Source organism: Ilumatobacter nonamiensis YM16-303, from assembly GCF_000350145.1.
Taxonomy (GTDB): Bacteria; Actinomycetota; Acidimicrobiia; order Acidimicrobiales; family Ilumatobacteraceae; genus Ilumatobacter_A; species Ilumatobacter_A nonamiensis.
The window spans coordinates 1-17,214 of sequence record NZ_BAOL01000101.1 but is presented as its reverse complement, the minus strand read 5'-3'; the positions used below and the strand labels follow the sequence as shown (position 1 = coordinate 17,214).

Annotated in this window: 21 protein-coding genes; 5 read left to right on the top strand and 16 right to left on the bottom strand. The window is 67.0% G+C overall.

Translation table 11 applies throughout. From position 1 onward, the window contains the following. Positions 1 to 67 precede the first annotated feature (67 nt). The 6 genes from ON45_RS11185 to ON45_RS11165 are packed head-to-tail and all read right to left on the bottom strand — an operon-like array spanning position 68 to position 5,223. Complete coding sequence (locus ON45_RS11185) at positions 68 to 829, bottom strand: GDSL-type esterase/lipase family protein (protein ID WP_040493914.1); 762 nt, start codon at positions 827 to 829, stop codon at positions 68 to 70. A gap of 57 nt (positions 830 to 886) precedes the next feature. Further along, the gene (locus ON45_RS11180; protein WP_040493912.1) at positions 887 to 2,272 is read right to left on the bottom strand and encodes an 8-oxoguanine deaminase; all 1,386 of its coding nucleotides are present in this window, start codon (positions 2,270 to 2,272) and stop codon (positions 887 to 889) included. 5 nt (positions 2,273 to 2,277) lie between these two features. Then, positions 2,278 to 2,433 (bottom strand): hypothetical protein, encoded by a 156-nt coding sequence (locus ON45_RS23080; RefSeq protein ID WP_158412361.1) that lies wholly within the window; start codon positions 2,431 to 2,433, stop codon positions 2,278 to 2,280. 59 nt (positions 2,434 to 2,492) lie between these two features. Next, entirely contained in the window at positions 2,493 to 2,846 is a 354-nt protein-coding gene (locus tag ON45_RS11175; protein ID WP_040493910.1) for a RidA family protein, read from the bottom strand. A gap of 30 nt (positions 2,847 to 2,876) precedes the next feature. Beyond that, positions 2,877 to 3,509: a helix-hairpin-helix domain-containing protein gene (locus ON45_RS21430; RefSeq protein WP_051062912.1), complete on the bottom strand. Its 633-nt coding sequence runs from the start codon at positions 3,507 to 3,509 to the stop codon at positions 2,877 to 2,879. 52 nt (positions 3,510 to 3,561) lie between these two features. Beyond that, positions 3,562 to 5,223 (bottom strand): fasciclin domain-containing protein, encoded by a 1,662-nt coding sequence (locus tag ON45_RS11165; protein WP_040493908.1) that lies wholly within the window; start codon positions 5,221 to 5,223, stop codon positions 3,562 to 3,564. Positions 5,224 to 5,301: 78 nt separating this feature from the next. On the opposite strand from ON45_RS11165, the gene ON45_RS11160 reads away from it, so the two are divergent. After that, positions 5,302 to 6,213 carry a hypothetical protein gene (locus tag ON45_RS11160; RefSeq protein ID WP_040493906.1) on the top strand — a complete coding sequence of 304 codons (912 nt, stop codon included), beginning with the start codon at positions 5,302 to 5,304 and terminating at the stop codon, positions 6,211 to 6,213. Between the two features lie 47 nt (positions 6,214 to 6,260). Here ON45_RS11160 and erpA read toward each other — a convergent pair whose 3' ends face one another. From erpA to ON45_RS11145, 3 genes are read right to left on the bottom strand one after another with little or no spacing between them, the layout of a single operon-like run. Continuing rightward, positions 6,261 to 6,584, bottom strand: a complete 324-nt coding sequence (gene erpA, locus ON45_RS11155) for an iron-sulfur cluster insertion protein ErpA (protein ID WP_040493904.1) — start codon at positions 6,582 to 6,584, stop codon at positions 6,261 to 6,263. 42 nt (positions 6,585 to 6,626) lie between these two features. After that, entirely contained in the window at positions 6,627 to 7,331 is a 705-nt protein-coding gene (locus ON45_RS11150; RefSeq protein ID WP_040493902.1) for a helix-turn-helix transcriptional regulator, read from the bottom strand. A 53-nt stretch (positions 7,332 to 7,384) separates the two neighbouring features. After that, positions 7,385 to 8,188 carry an NUDIX hydrolase gene (locus ON45_RS11145; protein ID WP_040493945.1) on the bottom strand — a complete coding sequence of 268 codons (804 nt, stop codon included), beginning with the start codon at positions 8,186 to 8,188 and terminating at the stop codon, positions 7,385 to 7,387. Between the two features lie 82 nt (positions 8,189 to 8,270). On the opposite strand from ON45_RS11145, the gene ON45_RS11140 reads away from it, so the two are divergent. After that, complete coding sequence (locus tag ON45_RS11140) at positions 8,271 to 9,560, top strand: acetyl-CoA hydrolase/transferase family protein (RefSeq protein WP_040493900.1); 1,290 nt, start codon at positions 8,271 to 8,273, stop codon at positions 9,558 to 9,560. On the opposite strand, the gene ON45_RS11135 is transcribed toward ON45_RS11140, so the two are convergent. From ON45_RS11135 to ON45_RS23075, 4 genes are all read right to left on the bottom strand, one after another. Beyond that, entirely contained in the window at positions 9,551 to 10,591 is a 1,041-nt protein-coding gene (locus ON45_RS11135) for a cytochrome c biogenesis CcdA family protein (RefSeq protein WP_040493898.1), read from the bottom strand. The two genes, ON45_RS11140 and ON45_RS11135, sit on opposite strands and share 10 nt — an antisense overlap. Then, entirely contained in the window at positions 10,588 to 11,205 is a 618-nt protein-coding gene (locus ON45_RS21425; RefSeq protein ID WP_051062910.1) for a TlpA family protein disulfide reductase, read from the bottom strand. Before ON45_RS21425 ends, ON45_RS11135 begins: the two co-directional genes overlap by 4 nt. A 151-nt stretch (positions 11,206 to 11,356) precedes the next feature. Beyond that, complete coding sequence (locus ON45_RS23900) at positions 11,357 to 11,902, bottom strand: WhiB family transcriptional regulator (protein WP_083914789.1); 546 nt, start codon at positions 11,900 to 11,902, stop codon at positions 11,357 to 11,359. Between the two features lie 115 nt (positions 11,903 to 12,017). Then, the gene (locus tag ON45_RS23075; RefSeq protein WP_040493896.1) at positions 12,018 to 12,272 is read right to left on the bottom strand and encodes a hypothetical protein; all 255 of its coding nucleotides are present in this window, start codon (positions 12,270 to 12,272) and stop codon (positions 12,018 to 12,020) included. Between the two features lie 161 nt (positions 12,273 to 12,433). Here ON45_RS23075 and ON45_RS11115 point away from each other — a divergent pair, with 161 nt between their 5' ends. Both ON45_RS11115 and ON45_RS11110 read left to right on the top strand, forming a co-directional pair. Then, positions 12,434 to 13,507, top strand: a complete 1,074-nt coding sequence (locus tag ON45_RS11115; protein WP_158412359.1) for a glycosyltransferase family 2 protein — start codon at positions 12,434 to 12,436, stop codon at positions 13,505 to 13,507. A gap of 25 nt (positions 13,508 to 13,532) precedes the next feature. Then, a complete protein-coding gene (locus ON45_RS11110; RefSeq protein WP_158412357.1) occupies positions 13,533 to 14,075 on the top strand; it encodes a copper resistance CopC family protein in 543 nt (180 codons plus the stop codon). A 7-nt stretch (positions 14,076 to 14,082) separates the two neighbouring features. Here ON45_RS11110 and ON45_RS11105 read toward each other — a convergent pair whose 3' ends face one another. Both ON45_RS11105 and orn read right to left on the bottom strand, forming a co-directional pair. Further along, positions 14,083 to 15,057 carry an NAD(P)H-quinone oxidoreductase gene (locus ON45_RS11105; protein WP_040493890.1) on the bottom strand — a complete coding sequence of 325 codons (975 nt, stop codon included), beginning with the start codon at positions 15,055 to 15,057 and terminating at the stop codon, positions 14,083 to 14,085. Between the two features lie 120 nt (positions 15,058 to 15,177). After that, positions 15,178 to 15,762 carry an oligoribonuclease gene (gene orn, locus ON45_RS11100; RefSeq protein WP_083914804.1) on the bottom strand — a complete coding sequence of 195 codons (585 nt, stop codon included), beginning with the start codon at positions 15,760 to 15,762 and terminating at the stop codon, positions 15,178 to 15,180. A 125-nt stretch (positions 15,763 to 15,887) separates the two neighbouring features. Here orn and ON45_RS11095 point away from each other — a divergent pair, with 125 nt between their 5' ends. Continuing rightward, positions 15,888 to 16,505: a poly-gamma-glutamate hydrolase family protein gene (locus tag ON45_RS11095; RefSeq protein WP_206537687.1), complete on the top strand. Its 618-nt coding sequence runs from the start codon at positions 15,888 to 15,890 to the stop codon at positions 16,503 to 16,505. Between the two features lie 7 nt (positions 16,506 to 16,512). On the opposite strand, the gene ON45_RS11090 is transcribed toward ON45_RS11095, so the two are convergent. Beyond that, positions 16,513 to 17,214, bottom strand: a 702-nt coding sequence (locus ON45_RS11090; protein ID WP_040493888.1) for a sensor histidine kinase, incomplete at its 5' end; no start/stop codon positions are given.

Below are 17,214 nucleotides of genomic sequence, written 5' to 3'. Positions count from 1 at the left end.
TCCGTGACCTGACCGCGAGCCGTCCCGTCGACACGATGTCAGGCCGAGTGGGGCGAGCCCCGGAGGGTCAGCGTCCGAGGAAATCGGCCGCGGTCGAGGTGACCACGTTCGCGAAAGCGATCTCGCCCGCGTCGGTCGGGTGGACGCCGTCACTACTGATCACACCATCGGTCGGCGCGTAGCTGTTCCACGACCCCACCGTCGCATTCCCGCGTTCCGCGACGGCCTGGGAGATCGCCGCGTTCACGGCAGCGGTGTCGATCGGGTGCTGCTCGAAGTACGTGTTCACCCAGATCAGAGGTGAATCGTCCGGGACCGCGTCGATGATCGAATCGACCACGGCTTCGAGTTCGCCGGGGTCGTCGTACTGGCTGATGTCGTTGGTTCCGAGTGCCACGATCCACAGGTTCTCTGCGGGGTCGCCGTCGTACTCGGAAGCGAGATAGCTCGCGATCCGCACGCCGCTCGTGTTGTCGCCGAACGTCTCGCCCATCCGCTTGCCCTGTTGGGAGACGATCGTGACGTCATCGAAGCCGAGCTGGTCGAACTGGCCGTACAGCTGCTCGGTCGATGCCACGGTGATCGAGTCGCCGATCATGGTGATCGACTCGACCGCGTCGGCGTCATCGGCCGTGTTCCCGGTCGATGTCTCCAGATCACCGCTGCTGGAACCCAGCCCGATCGTCGGCAGCGGGGCGAGCACTTCGTCCTCGGCAGGGTCGGCGGGGGTGCCCTCGGACGCCTCGGTCGACATCGTGCAGGCGGCGAGCGCGCCGAGGACGACGCAGAGCGCGACAGTCCGGCAACGAGTGGACACCTGGGAGATCACGGCACACAGTCTGGCGAATTCGCGACCGTCTCCGACGTCGCGGCGGGGCGTCCCACGTCACACATCGAGTTGTTGGATGCGACGAGCCTGGACGTCGTGGGCGTTCAACATCTCCTCCAGCCGATCCGAGACCAGCATCCCGTCGCGGACGATCGGTCGCCCGTGGACGATCGTGTCGCGCACACCGGTGGGTCCGCAGCGCAGCCATGCTTCGATCGGGTCGGCGATCGCCCCCGCAAATGTGGGTCCGGTGAGCGACCACACGGCCACGTCGGCGACCGCGCCCACCTGCAAGGTTCCGATCTCGCCCTCGCGACCCAGACAGCCGGCGCCGCCGACCGTGGCGATCTCGAGCGCCATCCGCGCCGTGCCCGCGCCGGCCCCGTTGCGGAGTTTCGCGAGCAGCATCGCCTGACGCGCCTCCAACCACAGAGAGGCGCTGTCGGCCGATGACGAGCCATCGACACCGAGGCCGACCTTCACTCCCGCCGCTCGGAGGTCGACGACGGGCGAGATTCCCGACGCGAGGATCAGGTTGCTCGACGGACAGTGCGCCGCGCCGACGCCGGCCGCGCCGAGGCGGGCGATCTCGTCCGCGTTCGGCATCACGCAATGGGCGACCCAGGTGCGATCCGTGCACCACCCGGTCCGCTCGAGGTACTCCATCGGTCGACATCCGAAGGTCGCGAGGCTGAACTCGTCGTCCTCAGCGTTCTCCGCGAAGTGGGTGTGCAACCGGACGTCGAGGCGTTCCGCGAGTTCGCCGGTCCTCACCATCAGATCCTCGGTCACCGAGAACGGCGAACACGGTGCCAGGGCGACGCGGGTCATCGCACCGAACGTCCGGTCATGGTGACGCTCCACCGCCTCCTCGCAGGCGGCCAGGATCTCGTCGTCATCGGCGACCACGTCATCGGGCGGCAGACCGCCGTCCTTCTCCGACAACGACATCGACCCGCGGGTCGGATGGAATCGGATGCCCAGGTCACGAGCAGCTTCGATCTCGGCGCCGAGCAGATCCCCCGCACCGCGCGGATGGAGATAGAGGTGATCGGTCGAGGTGGTGCATCCCGACAGCGCGAGTTCGGCGAGACCCACCCACGCCGACACGTAGACCGATTCGGTGTCGATCGACCGCCACAGCGGATACAGCGACTGCAACCAGCCGAACAGCGGCTTGTCGGTCATCGGCGGGAACGCCCGGGTGAGATTCTGATACAGGTGGTGGTGCGTGTTCACCAGACCCGGGGTGACCAGGCAATTCGCTGCGTCGATCGTCTCGTCCGCATCCGGCGGTTCACCCGTACCGACGCCCGAGACCAGCCCGTCGGTGATCGCCAACCATCCGTCGCTCAGTTCACGACGTGCATCGTCGACCGTTGCCAGACACCGGGCGTGGGCGATGACGAGATCGGCGCGCTCGGGGCCGACCGATTCCGACACGGTGGTCAGTCTTGGAGTTCGAGGAGTTCGCTGCCCTCGTTGCGGGCGATCCCGTCCCGGCGCAGTGATTCACCGAGAATCGCCGAGCACACGGCGCCCGTCATGAGCACGGCAACGCCGACGCCGATCATGGCGATGATGAGGATGATCGCTCCGGCCATCGGTGCAGTGTACGCCCAGGAAATCGAGCCGACCAAGCGCCGGGGAGGAAGCAACCCGCTCAGTCGAGTGGCTTGTAGGCGACGGCTTCGACCTCGACGAGGAAGTTCGCCGGGAGCGACGCCACCGCAACACACGAGCGGGTCGGGCGGTGATCACCGAACGCCGCCGAGTACTCGGTGTTGAACTTGGCGTAGTTCTCCATGTCGGTCAGGAAGCAGGTCGTCTTGACCACATCGTCGAGCGAGGCACCGACCGACTCGAGCAGCGCGCTCAGATTCTTCATGGTCTGCACGGTTTCCGGTGCGACGCCACCGTCGACCTTCACACCGTCGACGAGACCACCCTGGCCCGAGACGTAGATGAAATCGCCGGCACGCAGCACCGGCACGTATGGACCCAAGGGCTTGCTCATCTTCCGCAGGGTATTGCACCCGAACCGGTATCAGAGATCGTGGAGCCCGGCGCTGAACTCCCGGAAGTCGTCCCAGCGACCGGATGCCAGCATGCCGGCTTGGTGCGGCCAACTCGACGGATCACGCAGCTTGTATCCGGAGCCGGCCGCATCGAGCATCTCGCGCAGGGCGGATTCGTCGGAACGAGCGAGTTGCGCCCACGTCGAGACCCCGATTCCCGAGCACAACTCGGCGATCTTGGGACCGATGCCCTCGATCACCGTCAGGTCGTCGAGGCCGATCTCCCTGCCCAGGACCGCCTCGGCTTCCACGAGGTCGACGTCGTGTTCTTCGGCGTCGCCGGGTTCGGACGTGTCGCCCCGCAGCGCACTCGTCTTCGGCGAATCGGTCGTCGACGAATGCCTGCTGGAGTCGGCGACGAAGCCGGGAGAATCGGCATGGCGCATGTTGGCCACCTGCATCCGCAACCGATCACGCTCGGCAACCACGGCTTCGAAATCGGCCGATCGATCGCGCATCTCGTCGACGTCTGCCGCGTCGACCTGGCGCGACTCCGACAGCTCGCGACGTGCTTTCAGCGACCGCAGCGCCCAACCGACCACACCGCCGATGACGGCGAGCAGCAGTCCCCATACGAGGAAATTGAGCAGTGTGTACAGCACGCGACGTCGTCTCTCCCGGGTCAATCCTCGCCGAAACCGGTCGGTCTCACCATCATCGACTCGTCACCACGAACTCGATACGGCGGCTCGCCGTGACGTCTTCGGTGCCATCCGGCCGCAGGATCGGCGCGTTCTCGCCGAACCCCGCCGCCGTGAGCGAGTCGTCGGGGACACTCCGCTCGGCGAACATGTCGCGAACCACCGTTGCCCGTTGCTCGCTCCAGAACTGGTTGCTCTCCGCGGACCCGGCGGTGTCCGTGAAGCCGACGACCACGATGTCGGTGCCCTGCAACCGGAGGGCTTGCGCTGCGAGCTGATCGACGATCGGGATCGAGTCCGGCGTCGGATCGATCGACTCCGGTTCGAACTCGATGGGGTTCGCCCGGACGAACTCGTTCATCTCCGACTGCAGCGCTGTGGCGGATTGCTCGTCGGCGATCGGGCGGGTGGACAACTCGACGGTGAACCCTTCTGCGGAGGCGAGCTCGTCGATGGCGGGACGCGCGTCCTCGTCGATGAGCATGCCGACCATCGAGAGTTCTCCGTCGACGAGGCCGACATCGCCCGAAACGAGGTCGGCGACCATCGCCTCGACGGCGACAGCCATGCTGTCGACATCGGTCGGGCCGTCGTCGATCACCGTGAGCTCATCGGCGACGTTGTCCGGGTGGACGTTCGTCTCGGCCGCGCCGCGGAGCTGCGTGCGCTGCTCGTCACTCGACACCACACCGCTGAGGGTCACACGACCATCGACGTACTCGACCTCGGTACCCGCCGCCTCCGGGGTCGGCTCGGCGGGGTTCTCCGGCGCGGAGTTGTCGGTCGGAAGCGAGAAGTCGGCCGGAAGCAGGATGTCGTCGATGGCGTGGACGACTCCGTTCGATGCTCGGATGTCGAGCTGCGTGTCCGGATCCGCGACGCCCGCGGTCGCACCGGCGCTGGAGAACGTGGGAACCTCGGCGTCGATGACGACGGTCGATCCGTCGAGCATCTCGATCGGGCCGTCGTCGAACGTGTCCGACGTGATCGCACCCTCGGCGATGTGCAGGCGGAGCAGGGATCGAACCACGTCGGGATCGGTCGTCATCGCCCCGAACGCGTCGGCGCCGAGGGTGTCGAAGGCTTCATCGAATGCGTCGTCGGTCGGAGCGAGGAGGGTGATCGGTCCGGACCCCCCCAGGAGATCCTCGCTGTCGAGCCCGACGTCGTCGACCAGGACGGACAGCTGATCAAAGAGCGGGTCCTCGTCGAGCACCTGAATGATCGTCTCCAGGTCGGGATCGTCCGCGGTCGTCACGGTCGAGCCGGTGGTCTCGTCCGTCGTGTTGCCGGTCGAGGTGTCGCTGGCTGTCGACGTCGGCACTTCCGAGGCGTCGGCCTCGCTCACGGCCTCTGCGTCGTCGCCTGCGGAACACGTCGTGGCGACGTCGATGGCGCGCACGCCCCGAACGTCGTTGCTGACCTCGACGGCTCGGTCCAGTTCTGCGATCGGCTCCGAGCAGCCGAGCGTGCCGTCCTGGCCGGAGAACGACGCCGTGACCCCGTCGATGCCGTTCGCCGCGAGTGCGGCCTCCACCCGGTTCTCCAGATCGCTCTGGATTCGGGGAATCGTGATCACCGCGCCGAGCGCGAAGACCACCAGAAACGCGGCCGCACCGATGGTGAGGACGCGACGGCGATATCGTCGGAATGACACCGGAGTCGTCGCGCTCATCGCTCGTACGATCGCACGTCAGTTGCCGCCGATTCAACGATGTCCAGCAATTCCTGCCCTCTCGGATCTCCCCCACTCATGACCAACCCCCACGATGCCACTCCCGACCCGAAGTTCGGATTCGACCGACGGACCTTTCTGATCGGCGCCGCGACCGCCGGAGTCGCGGCGGCGTGCGGCGGAGGAAGCGACAGCAACGGGGAGGCGGACAGCGGCGGGGCGAGCGACGCAGCCACGGCCGACCTCGATTCGTACGTCGTCGTGCCACGTTTCCCGTCCGATGTGCTCGTGCCCGGTGAGGTCCGGCTGCCGTTCAGCCTCGCCCGGACGGCCGAGCTGGTCACCGACGGACCCGATCAACTCACGGGTCAGGTCGTCGACCTCGACGGCAACGCGATCGGTGACCCGATCATCGCGGTGCGTCGCGATGTCACGCCGGCGCCGTACTACGCGTTCCGGCCGACCATGAACACCCCCGGTGTCTACGGGATCCGCATCGACGACGGCACGGAGGCCGACGCCAATTTCCAGGTCACCGAACCCTCCCTGGTGGCGGTTCCGGGCCCCGGAGACGTCCTCGCGGGCTTCGACACCCCGACGGCGGCCGACCCGGGCGGCGTCGACCCGATCTGCACGCGTGAGCCGGAGTGCCCGTTCCACGCGATGACCCTCACCGAGGCGCTCGCATCCGGTTCGTACGTCGCGTACATCGTGGGCACGCCCGCGTTCTGTCAGACCGGCACCTGCGCTCCCGCGCTCGAAACGATGGTCGACGTGGCGCCGGACTACGCCGACAGCTTCGTGTTCGTCCACGCCGAGGTCTGGACCGACACCACGGCGACGGAAGTCGCCCCGGCGGTCGCCACGCTCGACATGCAGTTCGAGCCGGCCCTGTTCATCGTCGGCCCTGACGGAACCGTGATCGAGCGCCTCGACGGACTGTGGGACGAGACCGAGTTGCGCGAGCGCCTCGATCTTTCCCTCACCTGAACAGCACTCCGCTCAGGGCGGGGTGGGACGGCACATGCCGCCCAGCTTCAGGAGAAGCTCTGACCGCAGCCGCAGGTGCGGCTGGCGTTCGGGTTCGTGATCGCGAAGCCGGACTCGTCGAGGCCGTCCTTGTAGTCGAGGGTCGCACCCTCGAGCAGCTGGGCCGACGCGGGGTCGACGACGACCTTCACGTTGCCGTCGTACTCGGCGGTGGTGTCGTCCGACGCGAAGTCGCCGTCGAAGAACATCTCGTACGAGAAACCCGAGCAGCCACCGGGGCGCACCGCGACGCGCAGGGCGAGTTCTTCGGCTCCTTCGGCGTCGAGCAATTGGCGAACCTTGGCGGCAGCGGGGTCGGTGAGCGTGATCATGTGGCGGTTCCTCCTGTGATTCGGATCCTGTTGAGATCGATTTTACCGTGCCGCGACCGTGACCTGGCACGGAGTGCGACTCGTGAGTGAACAGAAGTCGCGAGTTTCGGCATCGCCCATCCCCGCGACGAACCCGGCCACGAGGCCGCGATGCAGCCCGCACACCAGTTCCGGATGCTGCTCGGCGAGGTCGGAGAACGGGCAGTTCGCGAACGCGACCACGGCAGCACCGTCGTCGACGATCGGAGTCGAATCATCGGTGTCCGTGGGACGTTCCGCATCGCTGACTGTGGGGTCGAACCCGAGCCGGTCGAGGTCGGAAACGAGCGCTTCGAGGGTCGACGGAGCCGTCGAGAACGGCCGCGATCGGCGCTGTCCTTCGTCGAAACCAACCGCTTCGGCGTCGTCGGCGCTCGCCCCGAGTCGTCGGGCCATCGCCAGCACCATGCGCGCCAGGACCGGGATCGACGGTGGCTCCAGGCCGAGTGACGGCGCGTCGGGCGACACGGAGTACCGGTGCTGTGGCCGCCCCACATCACCGCGACCGCCGACCTCGACCGCGAGCAGTCCGGCGTCACGCATCCGTTCGAGGTGGGGCCGTACGGTGTTCGCGTGGAGCCCGAGCGACTCCGCGATGTCGGCCGTGGCCAGGGGATGCGCCGAGCGGGCGAGTTCGAGATAGATCGCGTAGCGGGTGTTGTCGCCGAGTGCTTTGAGCACATCGAGATTCACCGCCGGATCACTCACATGCCGAGATTACACGGGCTCGGCCAGTGAAATCAGAGCGCCGTCATCGGAGTTCACACCGAGTCGTAGTCGGGATCGCCCGGCAAGGCGATCCCGAGCACTTGGCCATCGGCATTGGTGCGGAGCTTCGGCAGCGTCGTCGCGGGATCGGTGATCGCGCGGCCCGCGGCGACGGCATCGTCGGCGCACGCGAACTCCGCCAGCCAGCGCAGGTTCTTCACGGTCGGCGGCATCATCATCAGTTCTCCGGCGTCGAGTCGGTCGAGCGCCGTCTGCGGGCGTACCCAACTGCTCTCGACCGTCTCCTTGTCGTCGTGGAGACCCTCCTGACCATCCGGCGCCTCGGTCACGAAGAAGCGGGTGTCGAAACGGCGTGCCTCGCCCATCGGAGTGATCCAGTGGTCGACGTACTCGGTCGTCGACAGATCGATCACCAAGTCGTCGCGCCGACACAACTCGACCATCGACAGCGTGCCGTCGTGCACCGCGTGACGGTCGTCGTCGCCGACGGTCAGTGTCGCTCCGTCGCGTCGTTCCGCCAGCAGGATTCCGGCCTCCTCGAAACACTCACGGATCGAGGCGACCCAGTAGGCCAGGCCACCGGCGTCGAGACCGAGTTGCCGCGACGCGTGGGCATCGTCGAGTCCTCGACAGAACGGCTCGAGTTCCGTGGCGTGGTCGGCGTCATCCACCTTCCCGCCCGGGAACACGAACATCCCCGCTCCGAACGCCGCGTTGGTCGTCCGGCGCAGCATGAACACCTCGATTCCCTCGTCACCGTCGGCCGCGTCCCGCACGAGCATCACCGTTGCTGCGTTGCGGATCGGCACCGTGGACGGGTCGAAGTCTTTCGCCATGTCCGCACCGTACGCGACCAACCGCACGACGGGTCGGGTCAGACCATCCGCGCGGCCGTGACGAATCACCTACTTTGCTCACATGAGCGATCCCGTCAGCGCCGCCGATGTCGTCGATCATCTGGATCCCGAGACCCGCATCATCGTCCCCCTCGCGAACGGTGAGCCGACCGCCGTGCTCGACGCCATCGAGCACGCTGTCGCGGAGGACATGGAGGCGGGTGGAACGCGCTTCACCGGGCTGCGCGTCCACCAGATGCACGCCGTCCACGAGCGGCGCTACCTCCGCGGCGAGTTCGGCAACCGCCTGCACCACATCTCGTACTTCCTGTCGCACGTGACCCGGCCGCACTTCCGTGCCGGCACGATCGGTCTGGTCCCCGCGCACTTCTCCGAGGTGTACGAAATGATGCACGACCGGACCGACGACCCGATCGTCGTCGCCGCGGCGTCGCCACCGGACGCCCACGGCTACTTCAGCCTCGGCGTGTCCGCCGACTACGTCGCGAGTTTCATCGGTCGCGCCCGGTTCTTCCTCGAGGTGACCGACCACATGCCGCGCACGTTCGGACGGAACCAGCTCCACGCGTCGCAGGTCGCGGGCTGGTGCCGGAGTGATCGACCGCTGATCGAGGTCCCGCCGGTCGCCGCCGACGAGACCGACCGCCAGATCGCCGCATTCGTTGCCGAACGAATTCCGAACGGGGCGACGATCCAGACCGGCATCGGGGCCATTCCCAACGCGATCATGGACTCGCTCCGGGACCATCGTGACCTCGGCGTCCATACCGAACTGCTGTCGGACGGGGTGGTCGATCTGATCGATTCGGGCGTGGTGAACGGTGTCCGCAAGCGGCTGAACCGGACCAAGACCGTCGGCACGTTCGCGCTGGGAACCAATCGGCTCCATGACTTCCTGCACGAGAACACGGCGATCGAACTGCACGCCGTGCGCTACGTGAACGACCCGCGGATCATCGCGGAGGAGAACGACTTCGTGTCGATCAACGCGACGTTGTCCGTCGACTTCCTCGGCCAGTGCGCCTCCGAGACCATCGGCGGCCACTACTACTCATCGTCGGGCGGTCAGAACGACTTCGCTCGCGGCGCGATGTACTCCCCCGGCGGTCAAGGTTTCGTCGTCCTGCATTCCACCACGTCGTCCGGTGCGTCGAAGATCGTCCCGCAGTTGGCCGCCGGCGACGTCGTGACCACCCCGAAGAACACCGTCGACAAGGTCGTGACCGAGTTCGGCGTCGCCGAGCTGCGCAGCGCAACGGTGCGTGAACGCACGAGCCGTCTGATCGCGATCGCCCATCCCGACCACCGCGCGGACCTCACTGCCCGAGCCCGGGCGATGCACTACCTCTGATTGTCGGCGGCTCGGAGCCCGTCTCCGGCCGAGTCCGAATCGTCACGTTGCGGGTCGGAGCCGTGACCTGACGCGTTGGCGGCGTCGCGACGGTCCTGGAGGAGGCCGAGCACGCCCGCGGCGGCGACGCACGTGCCGATGATCCCCACGGCGAACCAGTCGCTCGACCACACACCACCCACGACGACGCCGGCGATGACGACGCCCGCGAGCACGTCCACACGTTTCGTGTACACGTAGGCGATCGTCGACCCGAGGATCGAGAACATCAGGACGGTGACGCCCCACTGATGATCGTTGAGGAAGGCGCTGATGTCGGCCTGGCGAGCGGTGACCCAGTCGGTGACCGCGTCGCCCTCCTCCTTCAGGTCGACCCAGTAGAAGTACCAGAGCAGGTACACCCCGGAGATCAGCACGAACGCCGCGGCGATTCGGTCCATGTACTGCAAGCCGTGTCGCAGGACCTTCAAGAGTCCGGTGTTCGCGAACGCGAGCGCCACGGTCAGTCCACCGACCAGCACCGCCATGCCCGCCCCGTAGGCGATGCCGTTGCGCAGTCCGGCGAACGCACCACCGTTGCGGCTCGTGGCGAAGACGGCCGAGATGAAGAAACCGATCGTGCAGCCGAGCGAGGCGATCGCGTAGGCGACGCCGTACACGAACATCGACCGGACGGTCTGGTCCTTCTCACCCTGCAGCTTCTGGGGGTTCATGAAGGGCAACTTGAAGCCGAACAACATCGCGGCGCCCAGCACGATCAGTGCGACACCGAAGACGCCGGTCGCATACTTGGCGTTCGCGGTGAGCCAGTTCGTGAAGTAGTTGGCCAGACTCGCAGCGACGATGAACACCGCCATGAAGCCGAGGCTCAGCGATGCCGACACCTTCAGCGCCTTGCGCAAGGTCTCGCGCTGGGTCCGCTGGCCCTCAGCGCCCTGGAGCCCCAGGAAATACATCAGATAGGTCGGCAGCAGCACGAAGCCGCAGGGGTTGACGGCCGCGAGCATCCCGGCCACGAACCAGAGACTCATGCCCGGTTCTCCGCTTCGAGCAGCGCATCGACTTCCGTGCGGAGACCATCGGCGTCGAGAACGCCCGTCTGCCCGACGATCTCGCCCTCCGACGTGACGAACACCGTGTACGGGAACGCGGCCACGCCGAGGCCCGTTTGCAGCTCGACCCATTCGTCGCGCATGAGGTCGTACTCCACGCCGCGCTCGCCGGCGAATCGCTCCATGACGGGCACGGTGTCCAGCGGGTTCACGCCGATGAAACGAACCTCCTCACCCGTCTCGGCGTCGACCTCCGCGAAGTCCGCGAGTTCTCGCTCGCACGGGATGCACGTACTGAACCAGAAGTTGATGACGAGTGGCGTGTCGCCGAGCCACGACGTACTCGACACTTCGTTTCCGGCGGCGTCGAGCAGGGTCGCCTCGGGAAACGCGTCGCCGTCGAGATCGGGCACCGGATCGATTGCGAACTCGTCGTCGGGGAGCGCCCGATCCTGCGGATCCTCGAGCACCGCGTCGACGCCGTCGTCACCGGCCTCGGAATCGGCCGACAGCTGCCACACGACGAATCCGCCGATCACCAGGACCGCCGCCAGGAGCGAGCCGACGAGCAGTCGGGGTCGTTCGATCTTCACGTTCCGCAGGCTAATGACCACATCCGTTCAGGTCGCTCGCAACCCCCTGAACGTTCCCGGAACGAAGATTCCACCCTCCGGTGAGATGTGAGCGCAGGGGGTACGCCCACATCTCACCGGTCAGCGGCTCAGCCGAACCCGCACGTCGCCGCTACGCCACGACTCCCACGGGGCCCATCTCGTCGTAGACGACCTCGGGCCGCGGGTGCTTCGGCGGGCGGCCGCACGGGCGCTTGTTGGCGACGATGCGTCCACCCGACAGCAGTTCGCCGCCCCAGACGCCCCACGGCTCCTCACGTTCGAGCGCGCCTTCGAGGCACTCGAAGCGCAACGGGCACAGGGCGCACATCGCCTTCGCCCGGGCGATGTCGACCACGTTGTCGGAGAAGAACAGCCCGGTCAGGGTGCCGTTCCCGTCCGCACAGCGGGCGATCGGCGCCCGCGCTGCGAGCGACTCGTCGAGGTCGACGAGTCCGTCACTGCCGGGCGGTCTCGGACTGTCAGGGGCGAGCGGCTCACGCTCGGTGAGCTCGGCCTCACGGGCGATCAGGTCGAGGCTGGGGATGTCGAGGGTGTTCACGGAAGTGTCCTTCAGGTCGGGAGTTGCAGTGGGATCGGTGGGGGTGCTTGCGGGCGAGGGAATGGACCGCGCAACGGTGCTGATTCCGTTGGCCGGGGTGCTGAACGTGGCTTTCATCGGTGGTGCTTTCTGTGTGGGTCGAGAGTGGTGGGAGAAATGGGGCCGAAAACGACGAAACCGCCGGGTTCTGATGAACCCGGCGGCCTCGGAGGAGGTGATGACGTTGCGTGTGCTACGTCATTCCTTCGAGGCGCCGGGGTGCAATTCGCTTGGTGGCGTACTTCGAGCCGAAACCCGAACCCTGCACGTCGCCACCAAGCCACAGATTCATCTCGGTGGTGGTTGCGACGGCGGCCGGGGACACGGACATGGACGGTGCGGATGCCGGGACGTGAACCGATGCACAAGCGTGCGCGGGCATCGTCGACATGGGCAGATCCGTCCGGGCGCGACCGAACAGCGAGCGGGCGATCAGCGTCGTCGTCATCGGTCTGCCTCCTTCGGTCGGGTCAATTCGTACTTGCGCGCCTCGTTGGCACTGGAGTCAGACAACCACGTACGGACGACCGAGGTCAAGGAGGTTTCCGCCACTGCCGAAGATTTCTCGCGAAAGACCCGCGTATGGGCAACGCGTGTCAGAGTGGGATGATGCCGAACGACCCCGCCGTCGTCGACATCTCGCTCTTCGCGATCGGATGGTCGATCGGGTGGTTCCTGCTCTGGAACGCTCGGTCGTTGCCGCCGACGATCACGACCGAGCGCACCGCGGTCACCGTCGTGATTCCCGCTCGCAACGAGGCCCACGCACTCTCCCATCTGCTGCAGCCGTTGGTGGATCAACGCCGACGAGGGGACCGGATCATCGTCGTCGACGATCACTCGACCGATGGCACCGCGGCGATCGCCCGCGAACACGGCGCCGAGGTCATCACCGCGGCTCCGCTTCAGGATGGCTGGCTCGGCAAGCCGAACGCCTGCTTCGCCGGGGCCCAGGCCAGCACCGGGGACATCCTCGTCTTCCTCGATGCCGATGTCCGCCCCGGGCCGACCCTGCTCGACGACCTCGCGGCACAGGTGACCGACGCTCCCGACACCGTGATCTCGGTTCAGCCCTGGCACCGGATGGACACGCCAGGAGAACAGGCGAGCCTGTTGTGCAACGTCACCGCCCTGATGGGGTGTGGTGCGTTCACCCCGTTCGCTCATCGGACCGCGGCAAACGTGGCGTTCGGGCCCGTGCTCGCCGTCGCACGATCCACGTACGACCGGGTCGGCGGCCATGCTCATCCGGATGTCCGTGCGAAACACACCGAGGACATCGCGCTCGCCCGCACGATCGGGAGGTCCCGTCTGTTCGTCGGCGCTCCGGACTCCACCACGTTCCGCATGTACCCGAGCGGCATGGCCGAATTGGTGCGCGGGTGGACGCGCAGCTTCGCCGACGGCGCCCGATCGACGCGCTGGTGGCTCACGCTCGCCACGGCGGGATGGCTCTGTTCGGTCGCGGGAGGATGGATCGCGATCCCGTGGGCGTATCCGCTGATCGCGCTGCAGATCTGGATCCTGGGTCGGCGCGCCGGCACGACCCGCCTGCTCGCCGCGCTGCTCTTCCCGCTTCTCGTGGTCGTCTTCGTGGCGATCGTCGTGCGGAGTGCGATCACGCTGCTGACCGGAAGAGCTGTGACGTGGAAGGGTCGTCATGTCGACCCCCGAGGGCGCTGATTGAATGGATGCCATGGACGGCACGGTGAGCACACGACGCGCACGGGTTCGGCGGTTGCTCGCCGTCGGCGCGGTGTCGCTCGGTGCCCTGCTCGCGGGGTCCGCACCTGCGGCCGCTCACGACGACATCGCGGGCTCGACTCCCGAGTCACGGTCCACGCTCGACGAACCGATCTCCACCGTCGAGATCGACTTCGGCGAAGTGATCAGCGACGACGTCGCGATGTTCCTCACGTACGACCTCGGCGACAACGAGTTCGAGGACATCGGTGGCACGACCGTGCGCACGGGCGACACCACCGCCCGACTCGACTTCGACGAGGTCGAGCGCGAAGGCACGTACTTCGTTCAGTACCTCGCCCCCGTTCCCATCGACGGACATGTGATCGCCGGCGCCGTGTCGTTCACCTACGGCGAGCCCAGTTCCGGCGGCTCGGACGCTTTCCCGGTGATCCCGTTCATCGCCGGGGCGGTCGTCGTGCTCGCGGTCGGCGGTTGGTTCAGCTACCGACGCATGCTCGCTCCCGACGAACCGGACGCGGACCCCGACGCCCCCGCTGCGGCGTGATCCGCGATCAGAGATCGATGAGGATCTTGCCGATGTTCGCGTTCGACTCCATGTGCCGATGCGCATCGGCGATCTCGTCGAACGGGTAGCGCGAGTCGATCACGGGCGTCAGCGCCCCGGACTCGAACAGCGGCACGATCTCGCTCGTGAACCGCTGACACAGGGCGAGTTTGCGTTCGAGCGGACGTGAGCGCAGCGTCGTGCCGATCCAGGTGATTCGCTTCATGAGCAGCAGTCCCATGTTGATCGGCGTCTTGCCGCCACCCATCAAACCGACCTGAACGATCGTCCCGTCGGTCGCGATCGCTCGGAAGTTGCGGTCGGCCTCGTCGCCCCCGACCACATCGAGAATCGTGTCGACACCGTCCGGGACCGCCGCCTGCAGTTCGCCCAACCAGTCGGCCGGGCTGCGCTCGAGCACGAGATCAGCTCCGAGCTCCCGGCACGCTTCCGCCTTGCCCGCCGAACACGTCACGGCGATGCGCGCTCCGATCGCCTTCGCGATCTGGATCCCCGCGGTCCCGACGCCGGAAGCCCCGGCGTGCACGAGCGCCCAGCGACCACTCGTCAGCCCGCCCTGCACGACCAGCGCATCCCACGCTGTGAGGAACACCTCGGGGATCGCCGCGGCGTCGCGGAGTTCGACCGAGTCGGGCACCCGCAATGCGTGGCGAGCGTGCGTCACGACCTGCTCGGCGTAGCACCCGCCACTCTCGATGCCCATCACCTCGTCGCCGACCTGCCACTCGACCACGTCGGAGCCGATCGCCGAGACCGTTCCGGCGTACTCGAGGCCCGGAATCTCGATGTCACGGTTCCGCGGATCGGGATACCCGCCTTGACGCTGCAACGTGTCCGCCCGGTTCAGGGCGGTGTGGGCCACGGACACGAGGATCTGGTCGGGTCCCGGGGCGAGGTCGTCGACCTCCTCGATCGTCAAGACCTCGGGGCCGCCATGGTCACGGAGAACAACTGCGCGCATGATCGCAACGTATCGGATGCCGTCATGGCGGGCTCGTGCGGCGCCCGAGCCCGGAACCTCATTCGAGCTCGGACGCCGCCGCGCCGAACGTACCCATCGGACTCGCAGCGATGACGGGAATTACTCGTCGTCGTCCGAGGCGTTCGCGTCGACAGCGTCCTCGACTTCGCCGACGGGCACGAACACGTGCTCGCGGTAGTACGCGAGTTCCTTCACCGATTCGCGGATGTCGTCGAGGGCCCGATGACTTCCCTGGCCGCGCGGCCGGCTCGCGTCGAGATCCGGGTACCAGCGCTTGACGAGCTCCTTGACGCTCGACACGTCGATCGAGCGGTAGTGCAGGTACTCCTCGATCTCGGGCAGGTATGCAGCGAGGAACCGCCGGTCGGTCCCGATCGAGTTGCCGCAGAGCGGAACACTCCGTTCCTCGGGAACGTGTTGGCGGATGAATGCGAGCGTCTGCTCGCCCGCCTCCGCGAGGGTGATCGTCGACGCCTTGATCTGATCGAGCAACCCCGACTTCGTGTGCATCGCGACGACGAACGGATCCATGGCCGCAAGTTCGTCCTCGCTCGCCGTGACCACGAGGTCGGGACCCTCGGCGACGATGTTCAACTCGTCGTCGGTGACCAGCGTGGCGATCTCGACGATCACGTCCGACGTGTGATCCAGGCCGGTCATTTCGAGGTCCATCCAGACGAGCATCGATTGCATCGTACGGCCCATCCCGTGTCAGACACCGTTTGGCCCATCCCGTGTCAGACACCGTTTGGCACAGGTGTGCGGGCTCGGGGCGACGGCGTCGGTCGACACGATGCATGATGGCGGGCATGGGCGACTTCGCAACGGTGCTGGGCAGGCCCGGAGTGGAGGAAGTCTGCGAGTTGCGCGGACCCGTCGGATTCATGGCGTACCACGGCGGTGATCTCGAGCTGATGACCGACGTGATCGCGAGGCGGGCGGCCGACGCTGCCGATGCATCGCTCTACGCCGTTCTCCAACCCGCCGGCATGCGTGCGCACTTTCCGTCCACGACCGTCGTGCCCGGGGAGTCCGCTGCGCTCGCCGAGTTCCTCGATCACGTGGACATCGTCGTGACGATCCACGGGTTCGGACGACGGGGCATGTTCGGGTCGCTGCTCCTCGGAGGCCAGAACCGCGGTTTCGCCGAACACGTCGGTGTGACGCTGCGCCGACACCTTCCGGCATACGACGTCGTCACCGAGCTCGATTCGATCCCCAAGCAGCTGCGCGGTCTCCACGACCTGAACCCCGTCAACGTGCCGAGACACGGCGGCGTCCAGATCGAACTCCCACCACGGGTACGGGGCACGAGCCCGCTGTGGTGGGATTGGGAAGGGCCCGAGCTCACACCGCACACCGAGTCGCTGATCGACGGCCTCGCGGCCGCCGCGATCGCATATCGACGGGGGTCAGACCCCGGCTGACATGCGGTCAGAGTGGAAGGCGGATCTCGACGATGCCGCCGGGGCCGTCGACGAGACCGACCGTGCCGGAATGGGCGGTCACGATTCCCTTGGCGATCGACAGTCCGAGACCGGCGGTGCCCGTTCGGAGGTCCCGCGCCTCGTCGACTCGCGTGAACGGCTCGAACGCACGGTCACGGAACTCCGCCGGGAAGCCGGCACCCTCGTCGATCACCCGGAGCACCGCCGACCCGTCGGAGCGCCCGATCTGGACCAGCACGACCGAGCCGGAGGGTGCGTGGCGGATCGCGTTGTCGAGCAGGTTGCGCACGACCCGCGCGAGCTGTGAGCCGTCGGCGTCGAGCATCACCCGCTCGTCGGCCTCGAGCAGCAGTTTCACCGTGCGCTGCTCGGCGAGTGGGCGCACGGTCTCCATCGCCTCGTCGGCCAGCTCGGTCAGATCGAGCCAGGTCCGGTTGAGCTCGAAGGTGCCGCTCACGATCCGGCTGTGCAACTGCAGATCGTCGACGAGCGCGGACAGGGCACGTACCTGACGTTCCATCCCCACCAGGTACATGTCGGGATCCGGCGCGACCCCATCGCGGATCGCCTCGACCGCCGCTCGCAGCGCAGCGAGCGGAGTGCGCAGGTCGTGCGAGATCGACGAGAGCATGAGCGAGCGCTCCTGCTCGACGGTTTCGAGCCGATCGACCATCACGTCGAACATCTC